Below are 21,636 nucleotides of genomic sequence, written 5' to 3' on the forward strand. Positions count from 1 at the left end.
ACGCGCTATGACAAGCGCCCGGAGAACTACCTCGCAGCCGTAAAGCTCGTGGCAGCCAGGCTCTGGTGCAAGAGCTTATGAGTCTACGGCCTAGTGGGACAGGTGCCGGCGGAGCCGGCGGAAGTAACCCCTACCGGCTGGGTCTGGGGGCGGCCTACGGCCCTGGAGGGCCGACGAGAGATGCGTCTTACCCAGGCACAGCAGGGGTGAGGCGCCGCGGCCTTCGTCCGCCGCGCTTCGTCGAGGGGTACCAGGCCTTCGGCAGACGGGAGGAGGTGGGGCTCGCGCTGCAGGGAGGGGTGGGCCTGACGGCTGGAGGGATCCAGGTGGGCCCGGCGGCGGGAAATGTGACATCTGATGGGTGTGTCATTTCCCGATGTCACACTTTCACGGGGCTATAACCCGCAGAATTCCGCCATTTCCGGGCGATGTGACATTGTGAGATCGCCTCCCACCCCCACGAGCCATATAGAGGCAGAACACGCATCCGCGTAGCATTGAGAACTATAGCCAGCTGGATAGCATTAGTACGCTCGTACATGTTTGGGTCCGAGATAGCGTGTGTGCCGGGAATCAATGTCACGATGTCACATCATCTAAAAAGAGGAGGTAATATAAGGGGTTAGGGTGTGACATTCGGCGTGACATCGGATGTGACATTTTTCCAGATGTCACACGCAGACCTTTCGCCCGGGAGATGGATCCCAGTCCCTTCTTGAGGCGTGCGATGGCAGTTTTGTTAGGTGGTCCAAGGGCTTCGGCCTCCCTGCAGCGTGAGCCTCCAGTGCTCCCCGTCGAAGCGCGGCGGACGAAGGCCGCGGCGCCTCACCCCTGCGGTGCCAATGTAGGACGTGCTCCTTCACCGGCTCTGGATGGCCGGCCGTTCCGCCCCGGTCCTCCTGGGCAGTGGTGTCCTCTGCCGGCTCCGCCGGCATCTGGTGCGACCGTCGGCCGCCGGGCGCCCAGGACCACCAGGTGCGGCGTGTTCCCGCCGGCTCCGCCGGCATCCAGTGCGACTACAGGTAGCCGCCCCAAGCCTCTCATCCCTTTGCACTATGCCAACATCGGCTATGCTGGTGCCACGCCGGCCGCCACGGCATTGCTGGACCGCCTGCTGCACCACGCCATCGTCATCCAGATCGACGGCGCCAGTTATCGCCTCCGTCAGCACGCTGGCCTGATCCCTGAGAACAGCCTGGTTCGGCCGCAAACGTCGGCGCACGCCGCGCCGGCGAAACGCCGCGGCCGCCCACCAAAGAACAGGGTGCCCGATCACCACCCCGGCTGATCACCGGATCTTCAATGTGGGGTAATTTCGCGCGCCACATTCGGGGAAAGTTCAGGTGGCGTTGACAGGACCGCCCACCCGACCATTTCTGTCGTGATCTATGAGTATTCCAGATCACCTTGATATTCCGCTCTATCAAACATGATAAGGCAAATTACATCCCCAAAAACCGGCAAACTATATTCGCCTCATTGACAGAAACCTCTCTTCTCCGCAAAGATTTTTCCACTATATAAGCGTATTTTAGTTTCTATTATTACCGGGCATGGAAAATTTATTTATTATCTATGATGTTTATTCTATTTTATATTTTCAAACTAAAACCGCAATTGAAAAGACCGTTTATATTTATAAAATAGTTTTACTGTAATATTTAATTATCCATATCCTTCGCCAAAAATAAAACTCCGCTCTGAACGCCAATTATAGGGCATTAATATCTACTAACGACAGCAAGCAATCACGCGCGGCCATCACCTTCGAGCACGGGAATTTACCGCGCCATCAATACTTAGCATAGCGTCACATATCTTTTCGATCAGTTTTCCTACAAGCGCGCCGTCCACTCCCCCCTTAGGCAAACCTAGGATAATATGGTCCTCCAACTCGGCAGCCACCTTGGCCACTCCTGGTGCCCCGACAATCGCCGCCGTCCCCTTCAGCTTATGCGATATTTGCAGGAGAGCTGCCCAGTCGTGGGCATTGAGAGCCCGCCACAACTCAGCACCATCTCCTCCGCTGCTGCACCAGAACTCGTCGGCAAAAAGGTGTAATAGGTCCTGAGACATTTCGTGCTTCACCTCGACATATCCCAGGTCACCCGCCCTGCCGCCTCGGGCCTTCGATGCCTTCGGCATCCTGGCGGAGCTCGGCAACGAAGTCTGCGATCGGCTGCGGCTTGCCGAAGAGGTAGCCCTGGATGTAGTCGACGTCCATCGCGCGCAGCACTTCCGCCTGCTCCTCGGTTTCGACTCCCTCCGCTGTCACCTTCAGGCCCAGGGAATGAGCCAGTGCCACCGTCGCCGCCACGATGTTGCGGTGACGGGGCTGGGTCGGCGCGTCGATAATGAAGGAGCGATCGATCTTCAGCTTGGTGAAGGGATGGTCGCGCAGGTAACTCAGCGACGAGTAGCCGGTGCCGAAGTCGTCGATGGCGAGCGGCACACCCATCGCTCCAAGCACCCCTAGGATGTCCGATGCCATCGCCTTGTCGCCTGCGAAGACGCCTTCGGTGACCTCGACTTCCAGACTTGCGTCCGGGAACAGGAGTAGCAGGGTTTCCATACGCTCAAGCAGCCCGGTGCCGCTGAACTCCACCGGACTGACATTGACGGCCAACGGAATCCGCCGACCGAGGGCCTGGTTCAGCTCCTGCGATGTCGCCGCTGCCTCGCGCATGAGCCAGTCGGTGATCTCCACAATCGCGCCGCAGCGCTCGGCCAGCGGAATGAAGTCCGCCGGCGACACCAGACCCTCTGGTCGGCGCCACCGGATGAGGAGTTCGGCACCGACCACGTCACCCGTCGCTGCCGCCACGAAACGTTGCGCGTGGATTTCGATTTCCTGCCGGTAGACCGCCTTCTTCAGGCTCGTCTCCAACTCGTAGAGATGACGGATGCGGCGGTCGAGGTCGCGGTCGAACAAGCGGTAGGGCAGCCCGCCGCTATCCTTGGCCCGCGCTGCGGCGAAGTAGGCTTCGCCAAGGAGCGTTGCCGCATCGTCACCGTCGCGCGGTGCCACGACGATGCCGGCCCGGAGCGTGGGTGTCACGGTGGTGCCGTCCTCCAGGATGACAGGATCGCCGGCGCATGCTGCAAGAGCCCTCTGCGCCCAGGTCTCCGCCTCGGCAGGCGCGGTCAGGCCTGGGACCACCAGGACGAACTCGTCCCCTCCAACCCGGGCCGCAAGCGGTCGCCCGTCGGTATCTGCCGGCGTGGCAGCCGCCAGCCGCCGCAGTTTTTCAGCCACGTGGCCGATCAGCCGGTTACCGGCATCATAGCCTTTGGCTTCGTTGAGGCGCCCCATACTCGCGACGTCGAGATGAACGATGCCGACAAGTCCGCCGCTGGCCAAAGCTTCGGTCAGCGCCCGTTCCGCCAGCACGCGGTTGGCGAGGCCGGTCATGCGATCATGCGTCTCGTCGTATGCCTGCCGCTCCCGGCTCTCGACCTGTTCGGTGATGTCTTCCTTGATCGCGAGGAAATGGGTGACATCGCCGTCCGGGCCGCGCACCGGCGAAATGACGACCCGCTCCCAGTAGACTGTGCCGTCGCGGCCACGGTTGCGGAAGGTGCCGTTCCATGACTCGCCGCGGCGGATCGTGCTCCACAAAGCCTCCGACGCCTCGTCGGAAAGATCGCCAGGCCGCAAGCGACTGACGTGGCGGCCGACAAGATCCTCGCGGCGATACCCGCTCATGCGCTCGACAGCGGCATTTGCGAAAACGACGATGCCGTCGATGTCCGTCAGAACCACGCCATTGGCCGTCTGCGTAACCGCGCTCTCCAGCAGGCGCAGCCGCACCTCGGATGCCGCGATTTCATCGAAGGCGTCGTCTATTGCGCGGCCTATTCCCGCCAGTTCGTCCCGACCCGCGAGACGGCAACGGGCTGTCCGATCGCCTCGGCGGAACCGGCCTGTGGCCTCCACGATCCGCGTCGTTGGCGCCGTCACCGACAGGCCGATCAGCCACCAGCACACAAGCGACATGGAAATCACGGTGCCGGTCAGCACCAGCATTTCCTGAGACCGGGCGTGCACGGCGGCCTGCCATCGCGGCGCAGTGTCGTGCACGTACACAAGCGTGAGACAGGACCGGCGCGACAGATGCCCATCTTCGATGCGGCAGACGGGAAGGCGCCCGACGGTAAAGGTTTCAACCTCATCGATCTGCAAAGCCGACGCGGTATCGAGGATGTCTCGCGGTAGCCCCAGGACGCCCGGCAGAGCATCCGCCGACTTCCCGATCCATGTGCGGCGAGAGCTCGCAAGGATTATCCCCTCGTCGTCGATCAGGATCTCGAGGTCGGCGACCGCCCCCGGGGGCGGCACCGCGAACAAGGCGTCAGAAGGAGTGACCACGCCGGCCTGCCAGGACCGCGACACCCGCACGTGCGATGCATGCAGGCTGCTCATCACGTGCCGGACCGCCGTCTGCCGGACCTCCCCCACGGTTTGCCACCACGCCGCGGCGGCGATGAGTCCCAATGAGCCGCCGCCGAGCACCATCAGCGCCAGAACCACCTGCAGCGTGAGGGGAAACCGGGACAACAGGGCGCGAAGCATCATTCACCTTTCGCAGGAGCGAAGATGTCGGGAAGAGGGCCCGGTGCCGCCACGTCACGCAGCACGAGCCAGTCCCACAGGTTTTGTGCGACCTCGCGCAGCGGCGAGTTTTCCGAGAGCATCGCATCGCTCTCCGAGGACGAGGGGAATTCCAGAAGATCGAGGGCGTCGGCCACATCGCTTGCAGCCAGACCTTGACGGGCTGCAATGCCCCCCAAAACCTCCGCGTCCCGCGACACGATGCCACTGCGCCCAAGTTCCCAAGCACCCTTCAGGTGCTCCACCGCCTCCGCGTGAGTGGCTGACGCATCCGCCCGCACCGCGAGGACGTCGACGATCTCGCCGGGTATTTCCCAAGACGAGAAGACCTGAACGTAGCCTTCGCGAGCGAGCGCCGTGCCGTAGGGCTCGAAGGTCACGGCAGCGTCCACCTCGCCGGTCTGCAGGAGATGCTGATGGCGGTCCACCGGCGCTTCGACGAGGAGAACATCCGTCAGGGCGAGCCCCCGCTCTTCCAGGAAGCGCCCCACCATGTAGGCCCCCAGCGCCTTGCCCTCGAAGGCGACGCGAGCGCCAACGAGACTTTGCAGGTCCGCACGAGCCATGACGACGTCGCCGCCCATGGAAACGTCGACCACGGCGACGATGACGAGGTCCACTCCTGCGGCCTCGGCGGTCAATGCTTCGTCGAGTGTGAGTGCCGCCCCATCGAGCACGCCGTCACGCAGTGCGCGAAGCACGTCGGTGGTGGCCGGCAGGTCGATCACCGCGACGCGGCGGCGGTCGAGGGCGCCGGCTTCCTCAGCGACCGAAAGCGGTTCGTAGCCGGTCCAGCCGTTCCGCCCGATCCGCAGCGGGTGCTCCGGATCGGGCAATGCCGCGGCGAGACCGTAGGCGGAAACGGCAAGAACAAGGGATACTCCAGCAAAAATGCTTTGCCAGCGCCCCGCACCCTTCGAGAGTGCCATGGATGTAGGTGTGCCGGTCATCGAACGCCTGCGGCCTCGCCTTCCAAAGGCAGTTCCTTGCGATAGCGGAAGGATCTCCAGAAGACGAGTTCTGCTCGGCTTCCAGGCTCGAAGGGGCAGGCGATCGGACCGCGTTGTTCCGAGGTCCCGGCGATGATCGCTTCGGCAGCGCGAATGCCGAGATCCATCGCGTGTTCCAACTCGTCTTGGTGATGCTGACCGGTCATCGGAACCTCCTGCATTTTGCGAATTACCGCATCAAGTACAGGCTTATGAGCATACGTCGTGCCAGGTCTCGCTCGCGGCTCCGGAGGCCGACACGGCCAGCCTCCGGGTAACCGGGAATTACGCGGCTCGGATGTCATCTAGAAAGCGCTGCACGAGACCGCGCAGGTGATCCGCCTTCTTCGCCATCATCTCCGACGCCTGCAGAACCTGCGTCGAGGCCGACCCAGCCTCTCCAGCTGCCTGGGTGACGCCAGTGATGTTGGAGGAGACCTCGGCGGTGCCCTGCGACGCCTCTTGTACGTTCCGGGCGATCTCACCGGTGGCGGCGTTCTGTTCTTCCACGGCCGACGCGATGGCCGAAGCGACCGCATTCACTTCCTCGATGGTCCGGGTGATGTCGCCGATGGCGGAGACCGCTTTGGAAGTCTCGGTCTGTACCTCGCCGATCTGCCGCGAGATGTCTTCCGTGGCCTTGGCCGTCTGGGTCGCGAGACTTTTGACTTCGTTGGCGACGACGGCGAAGCCCTTGCCGGCATCCCCTGCACGCGCCGCCTCGATTGTCGCGTTGAGAGCCAGCAGATTGGTCTGATCGGCGATGTCGGTGATCATGTTCACTACTTCGCCGATCTTGTCGACGGCGGCGGCAAGGCCGGCGACGATCCGGCCCGTGTGATCAGCTGCCTCCTTGGCGTCTCGGGATATCTTGGATGAATGCTCGACCTGGCGGGCGATCTCGCTGATCGACGCCGACAGTTCGTCCGCCGCGGCGGCCACCGTCTGCACGTTGGCCGAAGCCTGTTCGGACGCTGCGGCGACAGCGGAGGCCTGACGCTGCGTCTCCTCTGCGATCGACGACATGTTCTGGGCGGCGGAGTTGAGCTGCCCTGTCGCCGCTGTCACCGTCGTAAGCACCTCGCCGACGGCTCCGTCGAAGCCCGCATTCAGCTCCTCGATCCGCTTGGCGCGCGCTTCCCGGGCGGCACGCTCCCTTTCCTGCGCCGCCGCCAGTTGGTCGGCCCGGATCATATTCTCCTTGAACACGAGAACCGCGCGCGCCATGTCGCCGACCTCGTCCTTCTGCGACGTGGCCGGCACCTCGGCCGCCATGTCCTTGTTCGCGAGGCGCGCCATCGCGGCACAAAGGGCTCCGACCGGACGCGTGATGCCGGTGGAGATCAAGTAAGCGGCTGCCGCTCCGAGGATCAGGGCGACGAGCGACCCGATGGCGCTCGTCAGGTTCGCGGTCTGGATGACGGACACAACCTGCGGGCCAAGCCTGTCCTGCTGTGTCTTCGCGTTGAGCTTCACGTCCTCGATCGCCGCCGCCATGCGGGGCCCGATTACATCGAGCGTGCCTGCGATGATGTCGTTGCGCTTGGTGATCGTCGCCGCGACGTCGGAAAAGCCGGAGAGATAGGCGTCCTTGAGGTCGATCACGTCGCCCGCGAGGCGGCGGCGCTCCGGGTTCTGCAGCCGGTTCCGCAGGTCCGTGGCATCCTTTGAAAATGCCTCACCTTCCGTCTTAACGCGATCCGCAGCCTCCTGCGAATTATCGAGCAGGAAACGGTTGGCATAGAGCCGGACGAGCATCACGCGGCGCAGCACCATGCCGGCGAGGTAGGCCGCCTCGACGTCGCCGTCGCGGTTGGCGCTTTCCATGATCTGGGTCAGGGCGCGCTCGATCTCGGGGCCTTTGGCGTTGAGGACGCCGGTGACGACGTCGTTGCGATGCGCCTGCAAGGCAGTGATTTGATCGAAGGCGGCCTTGTAAGCGTTTACGTCATCGTGCAAACGACCGACGACTTCCTTGGTGCCGGCGTCGATTGCTACACCTTCGAGGTCATCAATGACTTGCTTCAGGGTCTCGCGCCGCTGGTTCACTTGGTCGATGGACGCCTGATCCCCCTTCTCAATGAAGATTTTCATCCCGAGGCGCATGTCGAGGATGTTCGCCTGCACCCGGCCCGCCTCGTTGGTTTCACGGGCGAGGCCGCGGTATTGGCCGAAGTCTCTGTCGATAGAACTCAGGCTGAAGATCCCAACGGCGGCGACCGCGATCAACAGCACCAGTACCACCGCGAACCCGCCCCCGATTTTGCGGACGATGCGCACATTGTTCAGGAATGTCATGCCTTCCCCCTCTACGAGGCCGTCCGACCACTCAGGTGGCGGCTACTTGACCGCCCAAGTCTCAGTCGGACCTACCACTTCGTTTTTCGTTGTTCGGAAAGATGATCGCGCAGCCGCTCCATTGCGGCGATATCACCTGCCTCTATAACCTCCAGGACGAGCTTCCCTTCGGCGGAGACCCGCCGCATGGCATCGATGACGACCCCGAGAGTATCCGCTGACGCGCGTAGACCATCGGCGACAACGGCCAGCTCGCATGTCGCCCGCGCTAGGATCTGCCTGGCCTCTTCAGCCCGAGGGTCCACCTGAACACATCCGCCGGCCGCCGGAGGACCGGCCGTCAGTCCCGGCCGACGCGCATTTGGGAACGGGATGATGGCCATCTATCATGGCTTTCCTTCAAGGGTCGGTCGTGACGCCCTCATACCACCCGCGGCCCCACGTCGGAGGCTGCGTTCGACCCCTCGGAACCGCGGCATCTGACCACGAAACTCCAGATGGCTCTTGAATAGCAGATCGTCCCGAAGAACGTGGTCGACGAAGTTGCTGGCGAGACCAAGAACAGCTGCTTCGGCAGACATGTCGCCGCGTTCCACGGCGGCCACGAGCAGTCGCCCTCGCTTCGCCAATGCGCCATGGTCTTCCGCGTGAGTGTCTACGGCAACGTATCCGCTCTCGCGAAGCAAAGCCTCCTCCTCCATAAAGTGCTGCCTCTCAGCGTCCAGATATTCCTCGAGCTGCATCACGATGGTCTCTGGAGCGGCATCCCACCGGTTCGCCGCTTCGCTGCATCTGATGAGACACGAGAGGAGACGCCTGTGGTGATCATCTAACAGACGATCCGAAACCGAGAGCGGCCCCAGTCCCATTGTCTCTGCAAGACGACCGAGATACTGTGCGCTGTCAAAGGTGGTCGCCATGCTAAGCTCCTTCGCGGTTTCGCCCTGGCAGCGACGAGCACCATGTGCGATGCCGCCGCAGCGGAGGCTCGCTTGGTTTGCTTTCCGCCTTTGGCTTGGAATTCCTGTGCAAGCGGGATCCGGCTCGGCAGCCAGTTATCTAGTATATTAAGTTTAATTGATTAAAGCCGCCGACGGAACCTGACCATCGGCAGAGAGCAAAGTATAGACGTTTGGCCAGAGTGAACCCGTAGCACGGGAGCAGGAAATACAAAACTCAGCTCAGCGGCGGCAGGTTCCGACTATTGTAGAACCGGGGGGAGGGGGCCGCCGGAGCCCAGGCCATCTCCATGAGCGGCATGCAGCGAACTGCTGCGGCCAAGGCCGCGGGAAGCGAATGGCAGTCTCTGCGCGGAGACGCCGTTCAACCCTCCTGCCGAAGGACCGCCGCGAAGGCGGTCGCCACCGCAGCGCCATCCAGCGGCTCGGCGAGCGTTCCGAGCGCCTCGGCCGTCTTTGGATGGTCAGCCCCGGGGCCGACGCCTGTTTCCAGAAGAGCGCGGACGTAGCCCGGCTCGAACTCGGGGTGGAACTGCAACGATATGGCCCGGCGTCCGGCGTAATGGACGCCGCCATAGGGCGAGTGGTCCGTCTCCAGCAAGACCTCGGCCCCCGTCGGCAGGCGCATGATCTGGTCCTGGTGGAATGACAGGGCAGCGATGCCGGTGGCCTACCCGAAGAGCCGCTGTCCCGTCGGCGGCAGGGGATGAACATGGCGTCCGACTCCACATCCCCGATCGGATTTTTCCACGTGACCGCCGAAGGCTTCCGCCATGATCTGGTGGCCGAAGCAGACGCCGCCCACGGGCTTTCCAGCCGTCACGTAGCCGTTCACCTGATCTCTCAAGACATCGATCCACGCACGCCCGTCATAGACGCCGCAGCGCGAACCTGTGATGAGCACAGCGTCCACCGTCTCCGGCGCGGGCAGCGGCGCGCTGTCGCGGAACCACGCCCGGCTGGCCGACGCCTCGGGCAACACAGGAGTAAGCCACCGCTCGAACATGTCGGCGTACTCGACCGACCGCGTCTTGCACGGCGTTTGAAGGGGGGCACATCAGATGCTCGCGATGGCTTCGAGCGATTCCGGCAGGATCTGCCCGCCGTCGACGACGATGGTCTGGCCGGTGATGTACGCGGCTTCCTCCGACGCGAGGAAGAGCGCCGCATGGGCGATGTCCTCTACCCGTCCCAGGCGCTTGAGCGGGATGGATGCGGCCATGGTCGCCAGGTAGTCCTCGCCCAGGCCTTCCAGGCCTTCCGTCACGATGTAGCCGGGCATGACGGCGTTGATGGTCGTGCCGTAGCGCGCCAGTTCCATGGCCGCCGTCTTCAGGAAGCCCAGCTGCCCGGCCTTCGACGCGCCGTAGTGGGCCCAGCCCGGAAACCCGGTCACCGGGCCAGTGATCGACGAGGTCACGACGACGCGGCCGGTGCCGGCGGTCTCGAAGTACGGGATGCAGGCGTTGACGCTGAGGAAGGTGCTCTTGAGGTTGCACGCCATCACCGAGTCCCACTCGGCGGGGTCCATGTCGACCATCTTCGTCTGCGGGAACATGCCGGCGTTGGCGCACAGGATGTCGACCGGGCTCGCCACGCTCTTCGGGATCGCGGCGAGCCCACGACAGTACGGGGAAGGAACACCTCGCCTCAACCGGAGGCTCGTGCCCGCCCGACCTCCCACGCAGTAAGATCGGCGACCCGCCAATACCGCCGCCTCTGAATTACCAGCGGCTGCGGAAACCCTACGACGGGATCCCGTAGCCAGCGCCAGAGGGTCATATCGGAAATCTGGCCATACCGCCGACGGACGACGGCAGAGGTCACAAGCACGTCTTCAGGAGCGGCAGGGAAATCGGATGCCACCGTAGAACGCATGAACGTCGACATTATTGAGCACCTATGGGCTCTGCGCCAACGCGATGGGCGATGCGTGACGCACACCGGTGCTGCCGACCCGGCGTCTCAGCACGACGAGCATCTAGCCGCCAGATAATCTGGAGCGGGCGGAGCCTCGTCATTTGACTTTTCGCGCCTCTGCGCCGGCTCAACCATCTGCCCGGTGCCCATCAGCAAGTGAGGGTAAACCGCTCCAGCCTGTGCGACGTCCCGTCGCTGCCGGAGTGCAAATCCAGCAGGCAAGATAAACCATCTCAAACTTGCGGAGAAATTGCAATATCCAATGACACCCCGTTGGCACGCGTTATTTCGGCGCCCTCTCCACCAGGGCAGCCACGTGCCGGGCCCATCCCTCCAGAGCGGCACGCCTTTCTTCGAGGAACTCATGCCGTTGATAGACGCCGACGACGCCCCCGAAAGAACCGCTCGTGTGATTCAGAATCCGCTCGACCACGGGTAACTGCACCCCGAGAGCTGCCATTCCGGTGGCCACTGTCCGGCGAATGTCGTGCAATCGCCAGGGAAGAGGAGGCTGCGGAACAAACCGCTCCCCCGCCAAGTGGGCCGCAACTTCCTCATCCAGCCGCTTCTTCATTCGCCCGAAGCCCGACACAGGAGTATCTCCGGTGGTCGTGAATAACCAGATGGCACCGACACCCTTGCCGGAAGCGGCTATCCTGGGCTGTGCCTGGACGATCTCAGCCGCTTCGGGTGACAGGGGCACCGTATGAGCCCTGTTGTTCTTCGCCCGCGCCGCAGGAATGGTCCACATCGCCGCAGCGAGATCAAATTCGCTCCAGAGTGCCCGTGCCACTTCATCGCGTCTCTGGCCCGTCAGTATCAGAAGCTTGATCATCGGACCGAACGGCGGACCCAGCCTCTCGGCGGCTCGCCAGACTGCGACGAGTTCGATCTCCGACAGGACCCGATCTCTTTTCACCTCCGGTGCCGGGGGCCGCAGCCCACTGCAAGGACTGGACGGGATCATGTCCCGCTCTACCGCCCATGCGAAGAACTTCCGCATTGCCGCAAAAGTGCGGTTTGCCATGGTCGGAGCACCGCGGTCGACTATGGCATCTATGAGATCGATGACATCCCGTTTGAGGATTTGCTCTATGCTGCGTTCAGCCCAATAGGGCAAGGCTTCACGCTTGAGAATCCTCTCTGTCTCGGCCCAAGTCCTGTTTTTTCTCTTGGCATGCTTTGCAACAAATTGTTCGACCACTTGCTCGAACAGGCCCTCATCAGGCGCCGCCTCAGCGGAGGCAGTGGCACCCAGCGTTCTCGGATCTACACCAGAATCGAGGAGTTTGAGAGCTTCCGTAGCTCTTTCACGAGCATCCGCGAGGCCGACGATCGGGTATCGCCCCAGGCTCAGCTTTCTTGATTTGCCCGCGTGCCGGTACCGCAGGGCCCACCCCTTCACTCCCGACGGCTGTACCACGAGGTAAAGTCCCTTCAGACCCCCATCGGGGATCTCGACGCGACACTCGGTCGGCTTTGCAGCCTCGACCGCCTTTATCGTCAGCACTCGACCCATCGTGTCTTCCTTCGGCGAAGAGGCTACAGCTGCGCCCGAGTCAGGATAGCGCAGGGGTAACACCGGGGTAACAGGAGGATTGTCTTTCCACGTTACCCCGGCATATAACATCATATACCACGACCGACTTTTTCGAGCAATATCCGCCGCCTAAGAGGATCTCGACGTTCTGACGTGAGAACCCCTGAGATGGTATGTAATCTGATTTGTAATCAGGGGGTCGCGGGTTCGAACCCTGCTGCCGGCACCAGATGAAAAGGCCGCCAAAGCAAGCATTTGGCGGCCTTTCCTGTGGCGCGGGGGTAGCCCATGGACAGTGCGGACGATCCGCCGTCGGGGAGCGGTCCGGCTCCAGCCCTCGGCGGTCTGCGGTTGCGCTTCGCGCTCGAGCCGCACTGGTGGCGCACGACGCGGGGGCGTCGCCGCCGCGCCTTTCTCACCCGGCTGCGGCACGTCCACGATCCCGGCTATACGGCGGCGCACCTGCTGTGGTGGTGCTATTGCGCCATGGGGGTCAATCTGCAGATGGCCGGTGCCGACTTGGGCGAAGCCGACGACGCGGACCTGGAGGCCGCCCTCGCTGCCGGCTGTATTGCCATGGCGTCGTGGCTCGGCACGTCGCCGCACGCCCTCGCCACGACGGTCGACCGCCGCCTGCGGGGCGCGCTGCAGCCCGGCCTCGCGCGCTGGCTGGTACCGGGCCGCATCCCGCCGGAAGTGGCGACGGCGGCGGGCATCCACCTCGCCGCCGTCCTGACCGATCCTGCCGGCGCCGGCCGGGCGACGCGGGCGCTGTTCGCCCTGGGGCGGCGCCTGCAGGCGGGCGGCGCCCCGGCGGTCCCCGGTGATCCGGAAACCACCGTTTGAAGACCGCCCCCAGTTGGCCGGAGGCCTGCGATCAGTGGGTTCCGCCGCTGACCTTCAGGCGGCCGTCGAGGCGGGCACCGTGCTCCGGCGTCAGGGTGCCGACGGAACGGATCTGCGCCACCACCTCGTTGCGGTAGACGAGGCCGGTATCATGGCGCGGCAGGGCGGTCAGGTCGAAGCCGACGATGTCGCCCGGCACGCCGGCGCTGATGGTGCGGCCGTTCCAGGCTTCCGAGAAACCGCCGTTGCCGATGTAGGTGCCGAAGGCGACCCGGAAGGTCTGGTCCGCCACCTGCGCCAACGGCACGCCGCCGATGGTGGCGTCCACCGCGCGCGCCTCGGCCGTCGACGCGCCGAGGTCGATGGCGTAGCGCAGGCCCGACGAGAAGTGCAGGAAGCCGCGGCTGACGTAGCCGGCGAGGTCGAGGCCGCCGGCCTCTTCCGGCCGCACGATGCGCTTGGCGTTGGAGTCCAGCATCGCCTGGATCTGGGCGCCGGTCATGTCGACGACGATCACCGAATCCGTGAACGGCATCACCGCGAACCAGTCGGCGAAGGTGAGCGGCCCGCTGGCGGGAATGCCCTTCACCAGGCCGGTCGCGTTGAACACCGCCACGTCGACGCGGCCGCCGGGGAAGCTGTCGGAGCGCGCCACCAGCAGGTCGTTCATCAGGTTGGCGATGGGCGTCTCGGCGACGTAGCGGGTGGCCAGGGTGGTGTCGGTGGAGACCGCGTCGCCGACGGCGAGGTCGGCGATGGTCTCTTGCAGAACGCGATCCAGCCGCACCCGCAGCGGATCGATCACCAGCGTCTCGAAGCCGGCGTCCCAGTCGCCCTCGTGCTGCAGGCCGGCGTACTTCTCGTCGCCGGGCTGGACGCGGGCGTCGGACTTCTTCACCGCGATCAGCGCGGCTTCGGCGTCGGCCATGGCGACGGCGTCGCCGGCGGTCAGCCGGGCCGAGAAGCGGCCGACGTGGCTGCCGTGGCCGCCCGCCTGCAGCACCGGCACGCCGCCGAACACCTCCTTCAGGCCGTCGACGTTCAGCGCCGTGTGGGTGTGGCCGCCGACCAGGATCACCGGGCTGTCGACCAGCGAGCCGGCCAGTTCGGCGACGGCGCTGTCGCCCTCGCCGATGCGGCGCTCGGCCCCGGCCTTGCCCGAGCGATCGGTGCCCGCGCCGTAGCCCAGGTGGGTGAGCAGGATCACCACGTCGGTCGCCTCGGCCAGCGGCGGCAGCAGCGCCTTCACCGTCTCCAGCGGGCTGGCGACGGCGAGGCCGGCGTTCTCGGGCGTGCCGAGGCGGGTGTCTTCCGGCGTCGTCAGGCCCAGGATGCCGATGCGCAGGCCGTCGACGACCGCGATCATGGCCGGGCGGTAGTGGTCGCCGGATCGCACCACCTCCGACCCGCCGACGTTGGCCGAAACCACCGGCAGCAGCGGCGCCGACTCGATCCAGCGGGCGAGCATGGCCGCGCCGCGGTCGAACTCGTGGTTGCCGAGCACCGTCGCGTCGACGCCCGCCAGCGTATAGGCGGTGTAGGCCGGGTCGACGACGAAGGCATCCGGCGTGAAGCCGGTCAGTTCGTCGAAGATGCCGCCGGTGTGATCGTCGCCGGCCGACAGGAACAGCACCACCTCGCCCTCGCCCGCCGCGGCGCGGGCCTCGCGCACCGTCTTCACCATCTGGGCGAAGCGGTGGGTGTCGCCGCGCTTGGCGTGCGGTTCGGTCAGGTAATTGTGCAGGTCGTTGAAGTGGTAGAGCGTCAGCCGCCGCTCGGCGCCGGACTCCAGCACGCGCGCCGGCAGCGTCGCCCCCTCGGCCGGCAGAATGCGCACCGGCTTGCCGTCGAGCACCGGCCCCCGCAGGCCGTAGAGCGTGTCGACGACGCCATAGGGGTTCGGGGTCAGCCGCTCGGCGACCAGGTCACCCGCCTTGGCAGGACTGAAAGCGGCGGCGCAAGCCATGGTAATGGCAGCCAAGCCGGAGTACTTGCGAACAACACCCATGAACACGATCCGCTCCTCTCGCTGAAACAGGCCGCAGAGGATGCCAACTGTTCTTGGGATCAGGCGTGAATATTTTGTTACTGTAATATAACGCGGGAGCGGACACCGTCGCTCCCGCCGCTTACTACTCCTTCATCAACCCCTTGATGCCGCTGGAAAGCGCGACCTTGCCCTGGCCCTTGTACTGCTCGTGGTTGCGTTCGATCTCGTTGAGCTTGTATAGGTAGTTCACCATCAGGCCGTAAGCCTGCTTGACGCCCTTGCCGGAGATGTCGCCGAGCCAGTTCAGCCGCTCCACCCGCGCCCCGTTGGACAGGTGGAAATGCGCCACCGGATCGCGGGCGCGGGAGGCGACGCCGTCGCCACCGGGCCGCTTCTCCTGCGTCAGGTAGCGGGCGCACAGACGCAGCAGCGGCGCCCGCAGGGCCTGTTCCACCACCGGGTCGTCGTGCCAGTCGGGCACCGCCAACAGGGCCTTCAGGCCGCCCTTGGCGCCCACCGCCTCGGCCTCGCCGAAGCGTTGGCGGCAGGCGGCGGTCAGCACCTTGCGCTCGCCGGCGGTGAGCAGGTTGGGCTCGCCCTCGGCCAGCAGTTCGTCCATCCAGGCGCGGAAGCCGGGGATCGGCGACAGGGTGGCGAAGGTCTTGAGGTTGGGGAACTCGTGGTTCAGTTCCTCCACCACCTTCTTGATGAGGAAGTTGCCGAAGCTGATGCCGTCCAGTCCGCGCTGGGCGTTGTTGATGCTGTAGAAGATGGCGGTGTCGGCGTTCACCGGGTCCATCACCGGCGCGTCGGTGTCGAGCAGCGGCTGGACGTGGCCGGCCATGCCGTCGACCAGCGCCACCTCGACGAAGATCAGCGGCTCGTTGCGCATGCGCGGGTGGAAGAAGGCGTAGAGCCGGCGGTCGCTGTCCAGGCGGTTCTTCAGGTCGTCCCAGCCGTGGATGGTGTGCACCGCCTCGTAGGCGATGATCTTTTCCAGGATCACCGCCGGGCTCTGCCACGTCAGGCGATGCAGCTCCAGGAATCCGACGTCGAACCACGACATGAGCAGCGCCTTCAGGTCGCCTTCCAGGCCCTTGAGATCGTGGTTCTTCTTGGCCAGCGGCAGCAGCTCCGCCCGCATGTCGACGAGGAACTTCACGCCGTCCGGCAGGGCGTTGAACTGGGTCAGCAGGCGCACCCGCGGCGCTTCCAGCTGGGCCCGCAGGGTCTGTTCGGCGCGGGCGCGGTCCTCCACCGTTTCGGCCGCCGACAGGGCCGAGCAGGCGGCCATGACGGCGCCGTGGTCGGTGTCGAAGTCGCTCGCCATGATGCGCAGGAAGCGTTCGCGGCCGTGGGCATCCAGGCTCAGGAAGGCGCGGCCCAGTTCGGCGGCGCGGGCGCGGGCGGAGACGTCGCCGCCGCGGCCCTCCAGGCAGGCCTGCATCTGGGCGCGGACTTTCTCCGCGTCGTCCTCCGGCAGGTCGGCGCGCAGGGGCGGCAGCGCCTCGATGCGCGCCGGCGAGGCGATGTCGCGCCACAGGGTGGTCAGGTTCTTCAACCGCTCGAAGAAGCTCGGCGCCGTCTGCTCGGTCATGTCGTTCCCTGCTTTCTCGTGCGAAGCCAATGGGTTGGCATTCAGTCCTCAGTGTGTCCCGCCAACGCGCGGAGGACAACGGGAATCGCCTCCGGCACGTCCTCGGCGATCAGTCCCGGCCCGTGCGTCGCCGCCGCCGCGCCATGCACCCACACGGCCGCCGCCGCCGCCTCGAAGGCCGCCATGCCCTGCGCGAGCAGGCCGAGCACCATGCCGGCCAGCACGTCGCCGGTGCCGGCCGTCGCCAGCGTCGGCGGCGCCACGGCGTTGATGGCGACGCGGCCGTCGGGGGCGGCGATCACCGTGTCGGGTCCCTTGAGAACCACCACGGCGCCCGATCGTTGCGCGGCGGCGCGTGCTTTCATGAGCCTGTCACCCTCCAGGTCGGGGAACAGACGGGCGAACTCGCCGGCGTGGGGCGTCAGCACCGTCGGCCCGGTGATGCCGTCGAACAGGGCGGCCGGGTCGTCGGCGAAGCCGGTCAGCGCATCGGCGTCGAGCACCACCGCCCTGCCCGTCTCCAGCGCCGCCAGCACCATGCTGCCGAGCAGCGCCCCGCGGCCACCGCCGGACCCGAGCAGGACGGCGTTGTAGCGCTCGTCGCGCAGCATCTCCGCCAGATCCGCCGCCCCCTCCACCGCCGTCACGATGTTCCCCGGCGCGTCCATCTGGTAGACGGGCCGTGCGACGTCCGGGCAGGCGACGGTGAGCATGCCGGCGCCGATGCGCCGTGCCCCGCGCGCCGCCAGCCGGCCGGCGCCGGTCATGTGGCCGCCGCCCACCACCACCGCATGGCCGCGGCGGTACTTGTGATCCTCCGGCCGGGGTGTCGGCAGGGTCCACAGCGACGGGCCGTTCAGGAAGACGCTCGGCGTCACCTCCTCGCCCAGCACGGCGTCGGGAATGCCGATGTCGGCCACCACCTGCTCGCCGCACAGGCCGCGGCCGGGGTAGAGCACGTGTCCCGGCTTGCGGCGGAAGAAGGTGACGGTGAGCCGGCAGCGCGGCGCCGCCCCCCGCACCTGCCCCGTGTTGCCGTCGACGCCCGAGGGCACGTCCACCGCCACGCAGTCGAGGCCGCGGGCGTTCACCGCCTCCACCACGTCACGGGCGGGGCCTTCCAGGTCGCGGGAGAGGCCGGCGCCGAACAGGGCGTCGATCACCAGCGGCGCCGACTCCAGCAGGGCGGCGTGCAGCGGCACCACGGGGCCGCGCCAGCGCTCGAACATGGCGCGGGCGTCGCCGGTCAGCCGGTCGGCATCGCCGAGCAGCGCCACAGTCACCGGCCACCCCCGGGCGGCCAGGCGCCGCGCCGCGACGAATCCGTCGCCACCGTTGTTGCCCGGCCCGCAGGCGACCAGCACCGGCCGACGGCGGAAGCGTCGCCGCACCGCCAGCGCCACGGCGTGCCCGGCAGCTTCCATGAGCGCCAGCGTCGGCACCCCGCGGGCGGCGGCGGCGCGGTCGGCGCGGGCCATTTCCTCCACCGTCAGAAGGGCGGCATCGGCGGCGTGCATGGTCTCCTCCGTCCTGCGGTCCGGCCTCCAGGGTAACGCCGCGCCGGGCCCGAGGGAACACCGCCAAAGGCCTGATGCCTCAAAGTGTTGCCGACGCTTTCGCCCACCGCCGCAAGGGTCTATAACCGACAGGGCACGCGAGGCCACGACGGCAGCGGGGGTGCGACGTGAAGGTTCTGGTGATGGGTGCCGGCGTGGTCGGCACCGCAGCGGCGTGGTTTCTGGCCGAGGCCGGGCACGAGGTGACGGTCGTCGACCGCCAGCCGGGCGTCGGGCTGGAAACCAGCTTCGCCAACGGCGGCCAGATCTCGGCCAGCCACGTGGAGCCCTGGGCCGGGCCGCGCACGCCCTTCCAGGCGCTGAAGTGGATGGGCGACCCCGACGCGCCGCTGGTGTTCCGCTGGGCCCGCTGGGACCCCGCCCTGTGGGCCTGGCTCATGCGCTTCCTGCGCAACTGCACGCCGGGGCGGGCGGCGCTCAACACCGAGCGGGCGCTGCGCGTCGCCCTCTACAGCCGGGCGCGCCTGAAGCAATTGCGCGCCGACACCGGCATCACCTACGACGAGCGCACCCGCGGCATCCTGCAGGTCTTCCACGACGAGCGCGCGTTCGACGCCGGCCGCCGGCTCGCCGCCGAGGTGGCAGAGAACGGCCTCGCCAGCGCGGTGCTGGACCGGCCGGAGGCGCTGACCCTGGAGCCGGCGCTCACCTACGCCACCGACCCGCTGGTCGGCGCCATCCACTTCCCCGACGACGAGAGCGGCGACGCTCACCTGTTCACCCGCCGTCTCGCCATGCTGGCGGCGGAGCGCTTCGGCGTCGACTTCCGCCTCGGCGTCACCATCGAGGCCATCGAGCAGCGGGCCGGGCATGTGGTCGGCGTGCGCACCGACGCCGGCACCTTCGTCGCCGACGCCTACGTGCTGGCGCTGGGCAGCTGGAGCCCGGTGCTCGCCCGCGACATCGGGCTGAAGCTGCCCATCTACCCGGCCAAGGGCTATTCCATCACCGTGCCGGTGGACGAGGACCCGCTGCCGGGCAACGCGCCCGGCGCACCCCTGGTCTCGGTGACCGACGGGGCCTTCAAGATGGTCTACTCCCGCCTCGGCGACCGGCTGAGGGCCGCCGGCACCGCCGAACTGGCCGGCTGGGACCCGACCCTGCGCGACCGCCGGGCGGAAACCATCATCCGCAACACCCGCCGCCTGTTTCCGCTCGCCGGCGACTACGACACGGCCGAACGCTGGTGCGGCCTGCGGCCAAAGACGCCGGACTCGGTGCCGATCATCGGCCGCACGCCGCTGCCCAACCTGTTCCTGAACACCGGCCATGGGGTGCTCGGCTGGACCATGAGCGTCGGGTCGGGCCGCATCGTGGCGGATCTGGTCTCCGGCCGGGAGCCCGAGGTGGACGTGCGCGGCCTGGGGCTGGACCGGTTCTGAGCCGGGGGCGAGCGCCCAATCCCGAACACAAAGCGGCCCGCGCCGAGGGAGGGGGGCGCGGGCCGAAGGTGCGGGCGGCGGGGGGATGCCGTCCCCCGCCGCACCGGTATCCCGACGGGCCTACATGGTCGGGAAATTGAACGCCGCACCGGCGCGGATGCCGGTCGGCCAACGCGAAGTCACCGTCTTCAGCTTGGTGTAGAAGTGCACGCCTTCCGGCCCGTAGATGCCGTGGCTGCCGAAGATGGACCGCTTCCAGCCGCCGAAGCTGTGATAGGCGACCGGCACCGGGATCGGCACGTTGACGCCCACCATGCCCACCTGGATGCGCGCCACGAAGTCGCGGGCGGCGTCGCCGTCGCGGGTGAAGATGGCGGTGCCGTTGCCGTACTCGTGCTTGTTGATGAGCGTCACCGCTTCCTCGTAGGAGCCGGCGCGCAGCACGCTGAGCACCGGGCCGAAGATTTCCTCCTTGTAGATGGTCATCTCCGGCGTCACGCGGTCGAACAGGGTGCCGCCCAGGAAGTAGCCGTTCTCGTAGCCCTGCAGGCGGAAGCCGCGGCCGTCGACCACCAGGTCGGCGCCTTCCTTCACGCCGGCGTCGATGTAGCCCGACACCTTGTCGAGGTGCTGCTTGGTCACCAGCGGGCCCATTTCGGCCTCGCTGTCGGTGGAGGGGCCGATCTTCAGGGCGCGCACCCGCGGGGCGAGCTTCTCGACCAGCCGGTCGGCGGTTTCCTCGCCCACCGGCACGGCGACCGAAACGGCCATGCAGCGCTCGCCGGCGGAGCCGTAACCGGCGCCCATGAGGGCGTCGGCGGCCTGCTCCAGGTCGGCGTCGGGCAGGATCACCATGTGGTTCTTCGCGCCGCCGAGGGCCTGCACGCGCTTGCCGTGGGCGGTGCCGGTGGCATAGACGTACTCGGCGATGGGCGTCGAGCCGACGAAGGAAATGGCGGCGACGTCCGGGTGGGTCAGCAGGCCGTCGACCGCTGACTTGCCGCCGTGCAGCACCACCAGCGCGCCTTCCGGCACGCCGGCCTGATGCGCCAGTTCGACCACCAGCACGCTGGCCGAGGGATCACGCTCCGACGGCTTCAGGATGAAGGTGTTGCCGCAGGCCAGCGCCATGGGGAACATCCACAGCGGCACCATGGCGGGGAAGTTGAACGGCGTGATGCCGGCGCAGACGCCCAGCGCCTCGCGGCTGGCGAAGCTGTCGATGGACGGGCCGACCTCGCGGGAGTATTCGCCCTTCAGCATCTGCGCGATGCCGCAGGCGAATTCCACCACCTCGAGCCCGCGCTGCACCTCGCCGAGAGCGTCGGCGTGTGTCTTGCCATGCTCGGCCGAAATGGCCTGGGCGATGCGGTCGGCGTTGTCTTCCAGCAGTTGCTTGTACTTGAACATGACGCGCGCGCGGCGCATGGGCGTCATGCCCGACCATTCGGGGAAGGCGGCCTTGGCGGCGGCGACGGCGGCGTCCACGTCGGCCTGGGTGGCGGTGGCGACGGAGCCGCTCTGCTCGCCGGTGGCCGGGTTGAAGACGGGCGTGCCGGAGCCTTCGGTGGTCGGGCTGCGGCCGGGAATCTTGTGATCGATGAAACCCATGGGGGTCCTCCCTGAGAAGTCTTCTTAGGCCGCGATGGCCTTCTGCGGCGCCGTCAGCGCATACCCGAGCGCTTCGGCGACAGCCGGATGGGTGATCTCGCCGTGCGCCACGTTCAGGCCGTCGAGCAGGTGGGCGTCGTCGGCCAGCGCCTGCCGCCAGCCCTTGTCCGCCAGCGCCAGCGCGAACGGCAGGGTGGCGTTGTTGAGCGCGAAGGTCGAGGTGCGCGCCACGCCGCCCGGCATGTTGGCGACGCAGTAGTGCACCACGTCGTCGACGATGTAGGTCGGCTCGGCGTGGGTGGTCGGCTTGGAGGT

The 21,636-nt window shown here is 66.5% G+C and carries 17 protein-coding genes and 1 pseudogene; 3 read left to right on the plus strand and 15 right to left on the minus strand.

What is annotated here, in order from left to right:
* The first annotated feature begins 1,048 nt into the window (after window positions 1–1,048).
* Complete coding sequence (locus CRP50_RS24245; RefSeq protein WP_416045223.1) at window positions 1,049–1,288, plus strand: ATP-binding protein; 240 nt, start codon at window positions 1,049–1,051, stop codon at window positions 1,286–1,288.
* Between the two features lie 473 nt (window positions 1,289–1,761).
* Here CRP50_RS24245 and CRP50_RS26595 read toward each other — a convergent pair whose 3' ends face one another.
* From CRP50_RS26595 to CRP50_RS24290, 10 genes are all read right to left on the minus strand, one after another.
* A complete protein-coding gene (locus tag CRP50_RS26595) occupies window positions 1,762–2,145 on the minus strand; it encodes an Hpt domain-containing protein (RefSeq protein ID WP_097281786.1) in 384 nt (127 codons plus the stop codon).
* A complete protein-coding gene (locus CRP50_RS24255) occupies window positions 2,105–4,576 on the minus strand; it encodes a putative bifunctional diguanylate cyclase/phosphodiesterase (protein ID WP_097281787.1) in 2,472 nt (823 codons plus the stop codon). Before CRP50_RS24255 ends, CRP50_RS26595 begins: the two co-directional genes overlap by 41 nt.
* The gene (locus CRP50_RS24260; protein ID WP_176525338.1) at window positions 4,573–5,541 is read right to left on the minus strand and encodes an ABC transporter substrate-binding protein; all 969 of its coding nucleotides are present in this window, start codon (window positions 5,539–5,541) and stop codon (window positions 4,573–4,575) included. The genes CRP50_RS24255 and CRP50_RS24260 overlap by 4 nt, the downstream gene beginning before the upstream one ends.
* 17 nt (window positions 5,542–5,558) lie before the next feature.
* Entirely contained in the window at window positions 5,559–5,768 is a 210-nt protein-coding gene (locus tag CRP50_RS25355; RefSeq protein WP_141415252.1) for a hypothetical protein, read from the minus strand.
* 118 nt (window positions 5,769–5,886) lie between these two features.
* Complete coding sequence (locus CRP50_RS24265; RefSeq protein ID WP_097281789.1) at window positions 5,887–7,899, minus strand: methyl-accepting chemotaxis protein; 2,013 nt, start codon at window positions 7,897–7,899, stop codon at window positions 5,887–5,889.
* 386 nt (window positions 7,900–8,285) lie between these two features.
* On the minus strand, window positions 8,286–8,819 hold the full coding sequence (locus CRP50_RS25360; protein ID WP_141415253.1) for a bacteriohemerythrin: 534 nt from the start codon (window positions 8,817–8,819) through the stop codon (window positions 8,286–8,288).
* 403 nt (window positions 8,820–9,222) lie between these two features.
* Entirely contained in the window at window positions 9,223–9,486 is a 264-nt protein-coding gene (locus tag CRP50_RS24275) for a hypothetical protein (RefSeq protein ID WP_097281791.1), read from the minus strand.
* A gap of 42 nt (window positions 9,487–9,528) precedes the next feature.
* Window positions 9,529–9,864 (minus strand): glutamine amidotransferase-related protein, encoded by a 336-nt coding sequence (locus tag CRP50_RS24280; protein ID WP_097281792.1) that lies wholly within the window; start codon window positions 9,862–9,864, stop codon window positions 9,529–9,531.
* Between the two features lie 51 nt (window positions 9,865–9,915).
* Window positions 9,916–10,455, minus strand: a complete 540-nt coding sequence (locus tag CRP50_RS24285) for an SDR family oxidoreductase (RefSeq protein WP_245913707.1) — start codon at window positions 10,453–10,455, stop codon at window positions 9,916–9,918.
* Window positions 10,456–11,061: 606 nt separating this feature from the next.
* On the minus strand, window positions 11,062–12,297 hold the full coding sequence (locus tag CRP50_RS24290) for a tyrosine-type recombinase/integrase (RefSeq protein WP_176525339.1): 1,236 nt from the start codon (window positions 12,295–12,297) through the stop codon (window positions 11,062–11,064).
* A 309-nt stretch (window positions 12,298–12,606) separates the two neighbouring features.
* Between CRP50_RS24290 and CRP50_RS24295 the strand changes: the two genes are divergently transcribed.
* Window positions 12,607–13,164: a hypothetical protein gene (locus CRP50_RS24295; RefSeq protein ID WP_141415254.1), complete on the plus strand. Its 558-nt coding sequence runs from the start codon at window positions 12,607–12,609 to the stop codon at window positions 13,162–13,164.
* 31 nt (window positions 13,165–13,195) lie between these two features.
* Here the strand turns inward: CRP50_RS24295 and CRP50_RS24300 are convergent, their stop codons facing one another.
* From CRP50_RS24300 to CRP50_RS24310, 3 genes are all read right to left on the minus strand, one after another.
* Window positions 13,196–15,172 carry a bifunctional metallophosphatase/5'-nucleotidase gene (locus CRP50_RS24300; RefSeq protein ID WP_097281800.1) on the minus strand — a complete coding sequence of 659 codons (1,977 nt, stop codon included), beginning with the start codon at window positions 15,170–15,172 and terminating at the stop codon, window positions 13,196–13,198.
* Window positions 15,173–15,296: 124 nt separating this feature from the next.
* Window positions 15,297–16,751, minus strand: coding sequence for a malonyl-CoA decarboxylase (locus tag CRP50_RS24305; protein WP_097281796.1), 1,455 nt, complete (start codon window positions 16,749–16,751; stop codon window positions 15,297–15,299).
* A 41-nt stretch (window positions 16,752–16,792) separates the two neighbouring features.
* Window positions 16,793–18,268: an NAD(P)H-hydrate dehydratase gene (locus tag CRP50_RS24310; RefSeq protein ID WP_097281797.1), complete on the minus strand. Its 1,476-nt coding sequence runs from the start codon at window positions 18,266–18,268 to the stop codon at window positions 16,793–16,795.
* A gap of 167 nt (window positions 18,269–18,435) precedes the next feature.
* On the opposite strand from CRP50_RS24310, the gene CRP50_RS24315 reads away from it, so the two are divergent.
* Window positions 18,436–19,710 carry a D-amino acid dehydrogenase gene (locus tag CRP50_RS24315; protein WP_097281798.1) on the plus strand — a complete coding sequence of 425 codons (1,275 nt, stop codon included), beginning with the start codon at window positions 18,436–18,438 and terminating at the stop codon, window positions 19,708–19,710.
* 120 nt (window positions 19,711–19,830) lie between these two features.
* Here CRP50_RS24315 and CRP50_RS24320 read toward each other — a convergent pair whose 3' ends face one another.
* Together CRP50_RS24320 and CRP50_RS24325 are read right to left on the minus strand one after the other, a co-directional pair.
* The gene (locus CRP50_RS24320) at window positions 19,831–21,321 is read right to left on the minus strand and encodes a CoA-acylating methylmalonate-semialdehyde dehydrogenase (protein ID WP_097281799.1); all 1,491 of its coding nucleotides are present in this window, start codon (window positions 21,319–21,321) and stop codon (window positions 19,831–19,833) included.
* Between the two features lie 24 nt (window positions 21,322–21,345).
* Window positions 21,346–21,636, minus strand: a pseudogene (locus CRP50_RS24325) (alanine dehydrogenase); the annotation flags it as partial.

The organism is Caenispirillum bisanense (assembly GCF_900230255.1).
Taxonomy (GTDB): Bacteria; Pseudomonadota; Alphaproteobacteria; order Rhodospirillales; family Rhodospirillaceae; genus Caenispirillum; species Caenispirillum bisanense_A.

Coding starts and splice junctions, on each gene's coding strand:
- CRP50_RS25360 (WP_141415253.1), bottom strand. CDS start 8,819: ATGGCGACCACCTTTGACAGCGCACAGTATCTCGGTCGTCTTGCAGAG.
- CRP50_RS25355 (WP_141415252.1), bottom strand. CDS start 5,768: ATGACCGGTCAGCATCACCAAGACGAGTTGGAACACGCGATGGATCTC.
- CRP50_RS24320 (WP_097281799.1), bottom strand. CDS start 21,321: ATGGGTTTCATCGATCACAAGATTCCCGGCCGCAGCCCGACCACCGAA.
- CRP50_RS24290 (WP_176525339.1), bottom strand. CDS start 12,297: ATGGGTCGAGTGCTGACGATAAAGGCGGTCGAGGCTGCAAAGCCGACC.
- CRP50_RS24275 (WP_097281791.1), bottom strand. CDS start 9,486: ATGCGCCTGCCGACGGGGGCCGAGGTCTTGCTGGAGACGGACCACTCG.
- CRP50_RS24310 (WP_097281797.1), bottom strand. CDS start 18,268: ATGCACGCCGCCGATGCCGCCCTTCTGACGGTGGAGGAAATGGCCCGC.
- CRP50_RS24305 (WP_097281796.1), bottom strand. CDS start 16,751: ATGACCGAGCAGACGGCGCCGAGCTTCTTCGAGCGGTTGAAGAACCTG.
- CRP50_RS24260 (WP_176525338.1), bottom strand. CDS start 5,541: ATGGCACTCTCGAAGGGTGCGGGGCGCTGGCAAAGCATTTTTGCTGGA.
- CRP50_RS24280 (WP_097281792.1), bottom strand. CDS start 9,864: ATGTTCGAGCGGTGGCTTACTCCTGTGTTGCCCGAGGCGTCGGCCAGC.
- CRP50_RS24300 (WP_097281800.1), bottom strand. CDS start 15,172: ATGGGTGTTGTTCGCAAGTACTCCGGCTTGGCTGCCATTACCATGGCT.
- CRP50_RS24295 (WP_141415254.1), top strand. CDS start 12,607: ATGGACAGTGCGGACGATCCGCCGTCGGGGAGCGGTCCGGCTCCAGCC.
- CRP50_RS26595 (WP_097281786.1), bottom strand. CDS start 2,145: ATGCCGAAGGCATCGAAGGCCCGAGGCGGCAGGGCGGGTGACCTGGGA.
- CRP50_RS24265 (WP_097281789.1), bottom strand. CDS start 7,899: ATGACATTCCTGAACAATGTGCGCATCGTCCGCAAAATCGGGGGCGGG.
- CRP50_RS24255 (WP_097281787.1), bottom strand. CDS start 4,576: ATGATGCTTCGCGCCCTGTTGTCCCGGTTTCCCCTCACGCTGCAGGTG.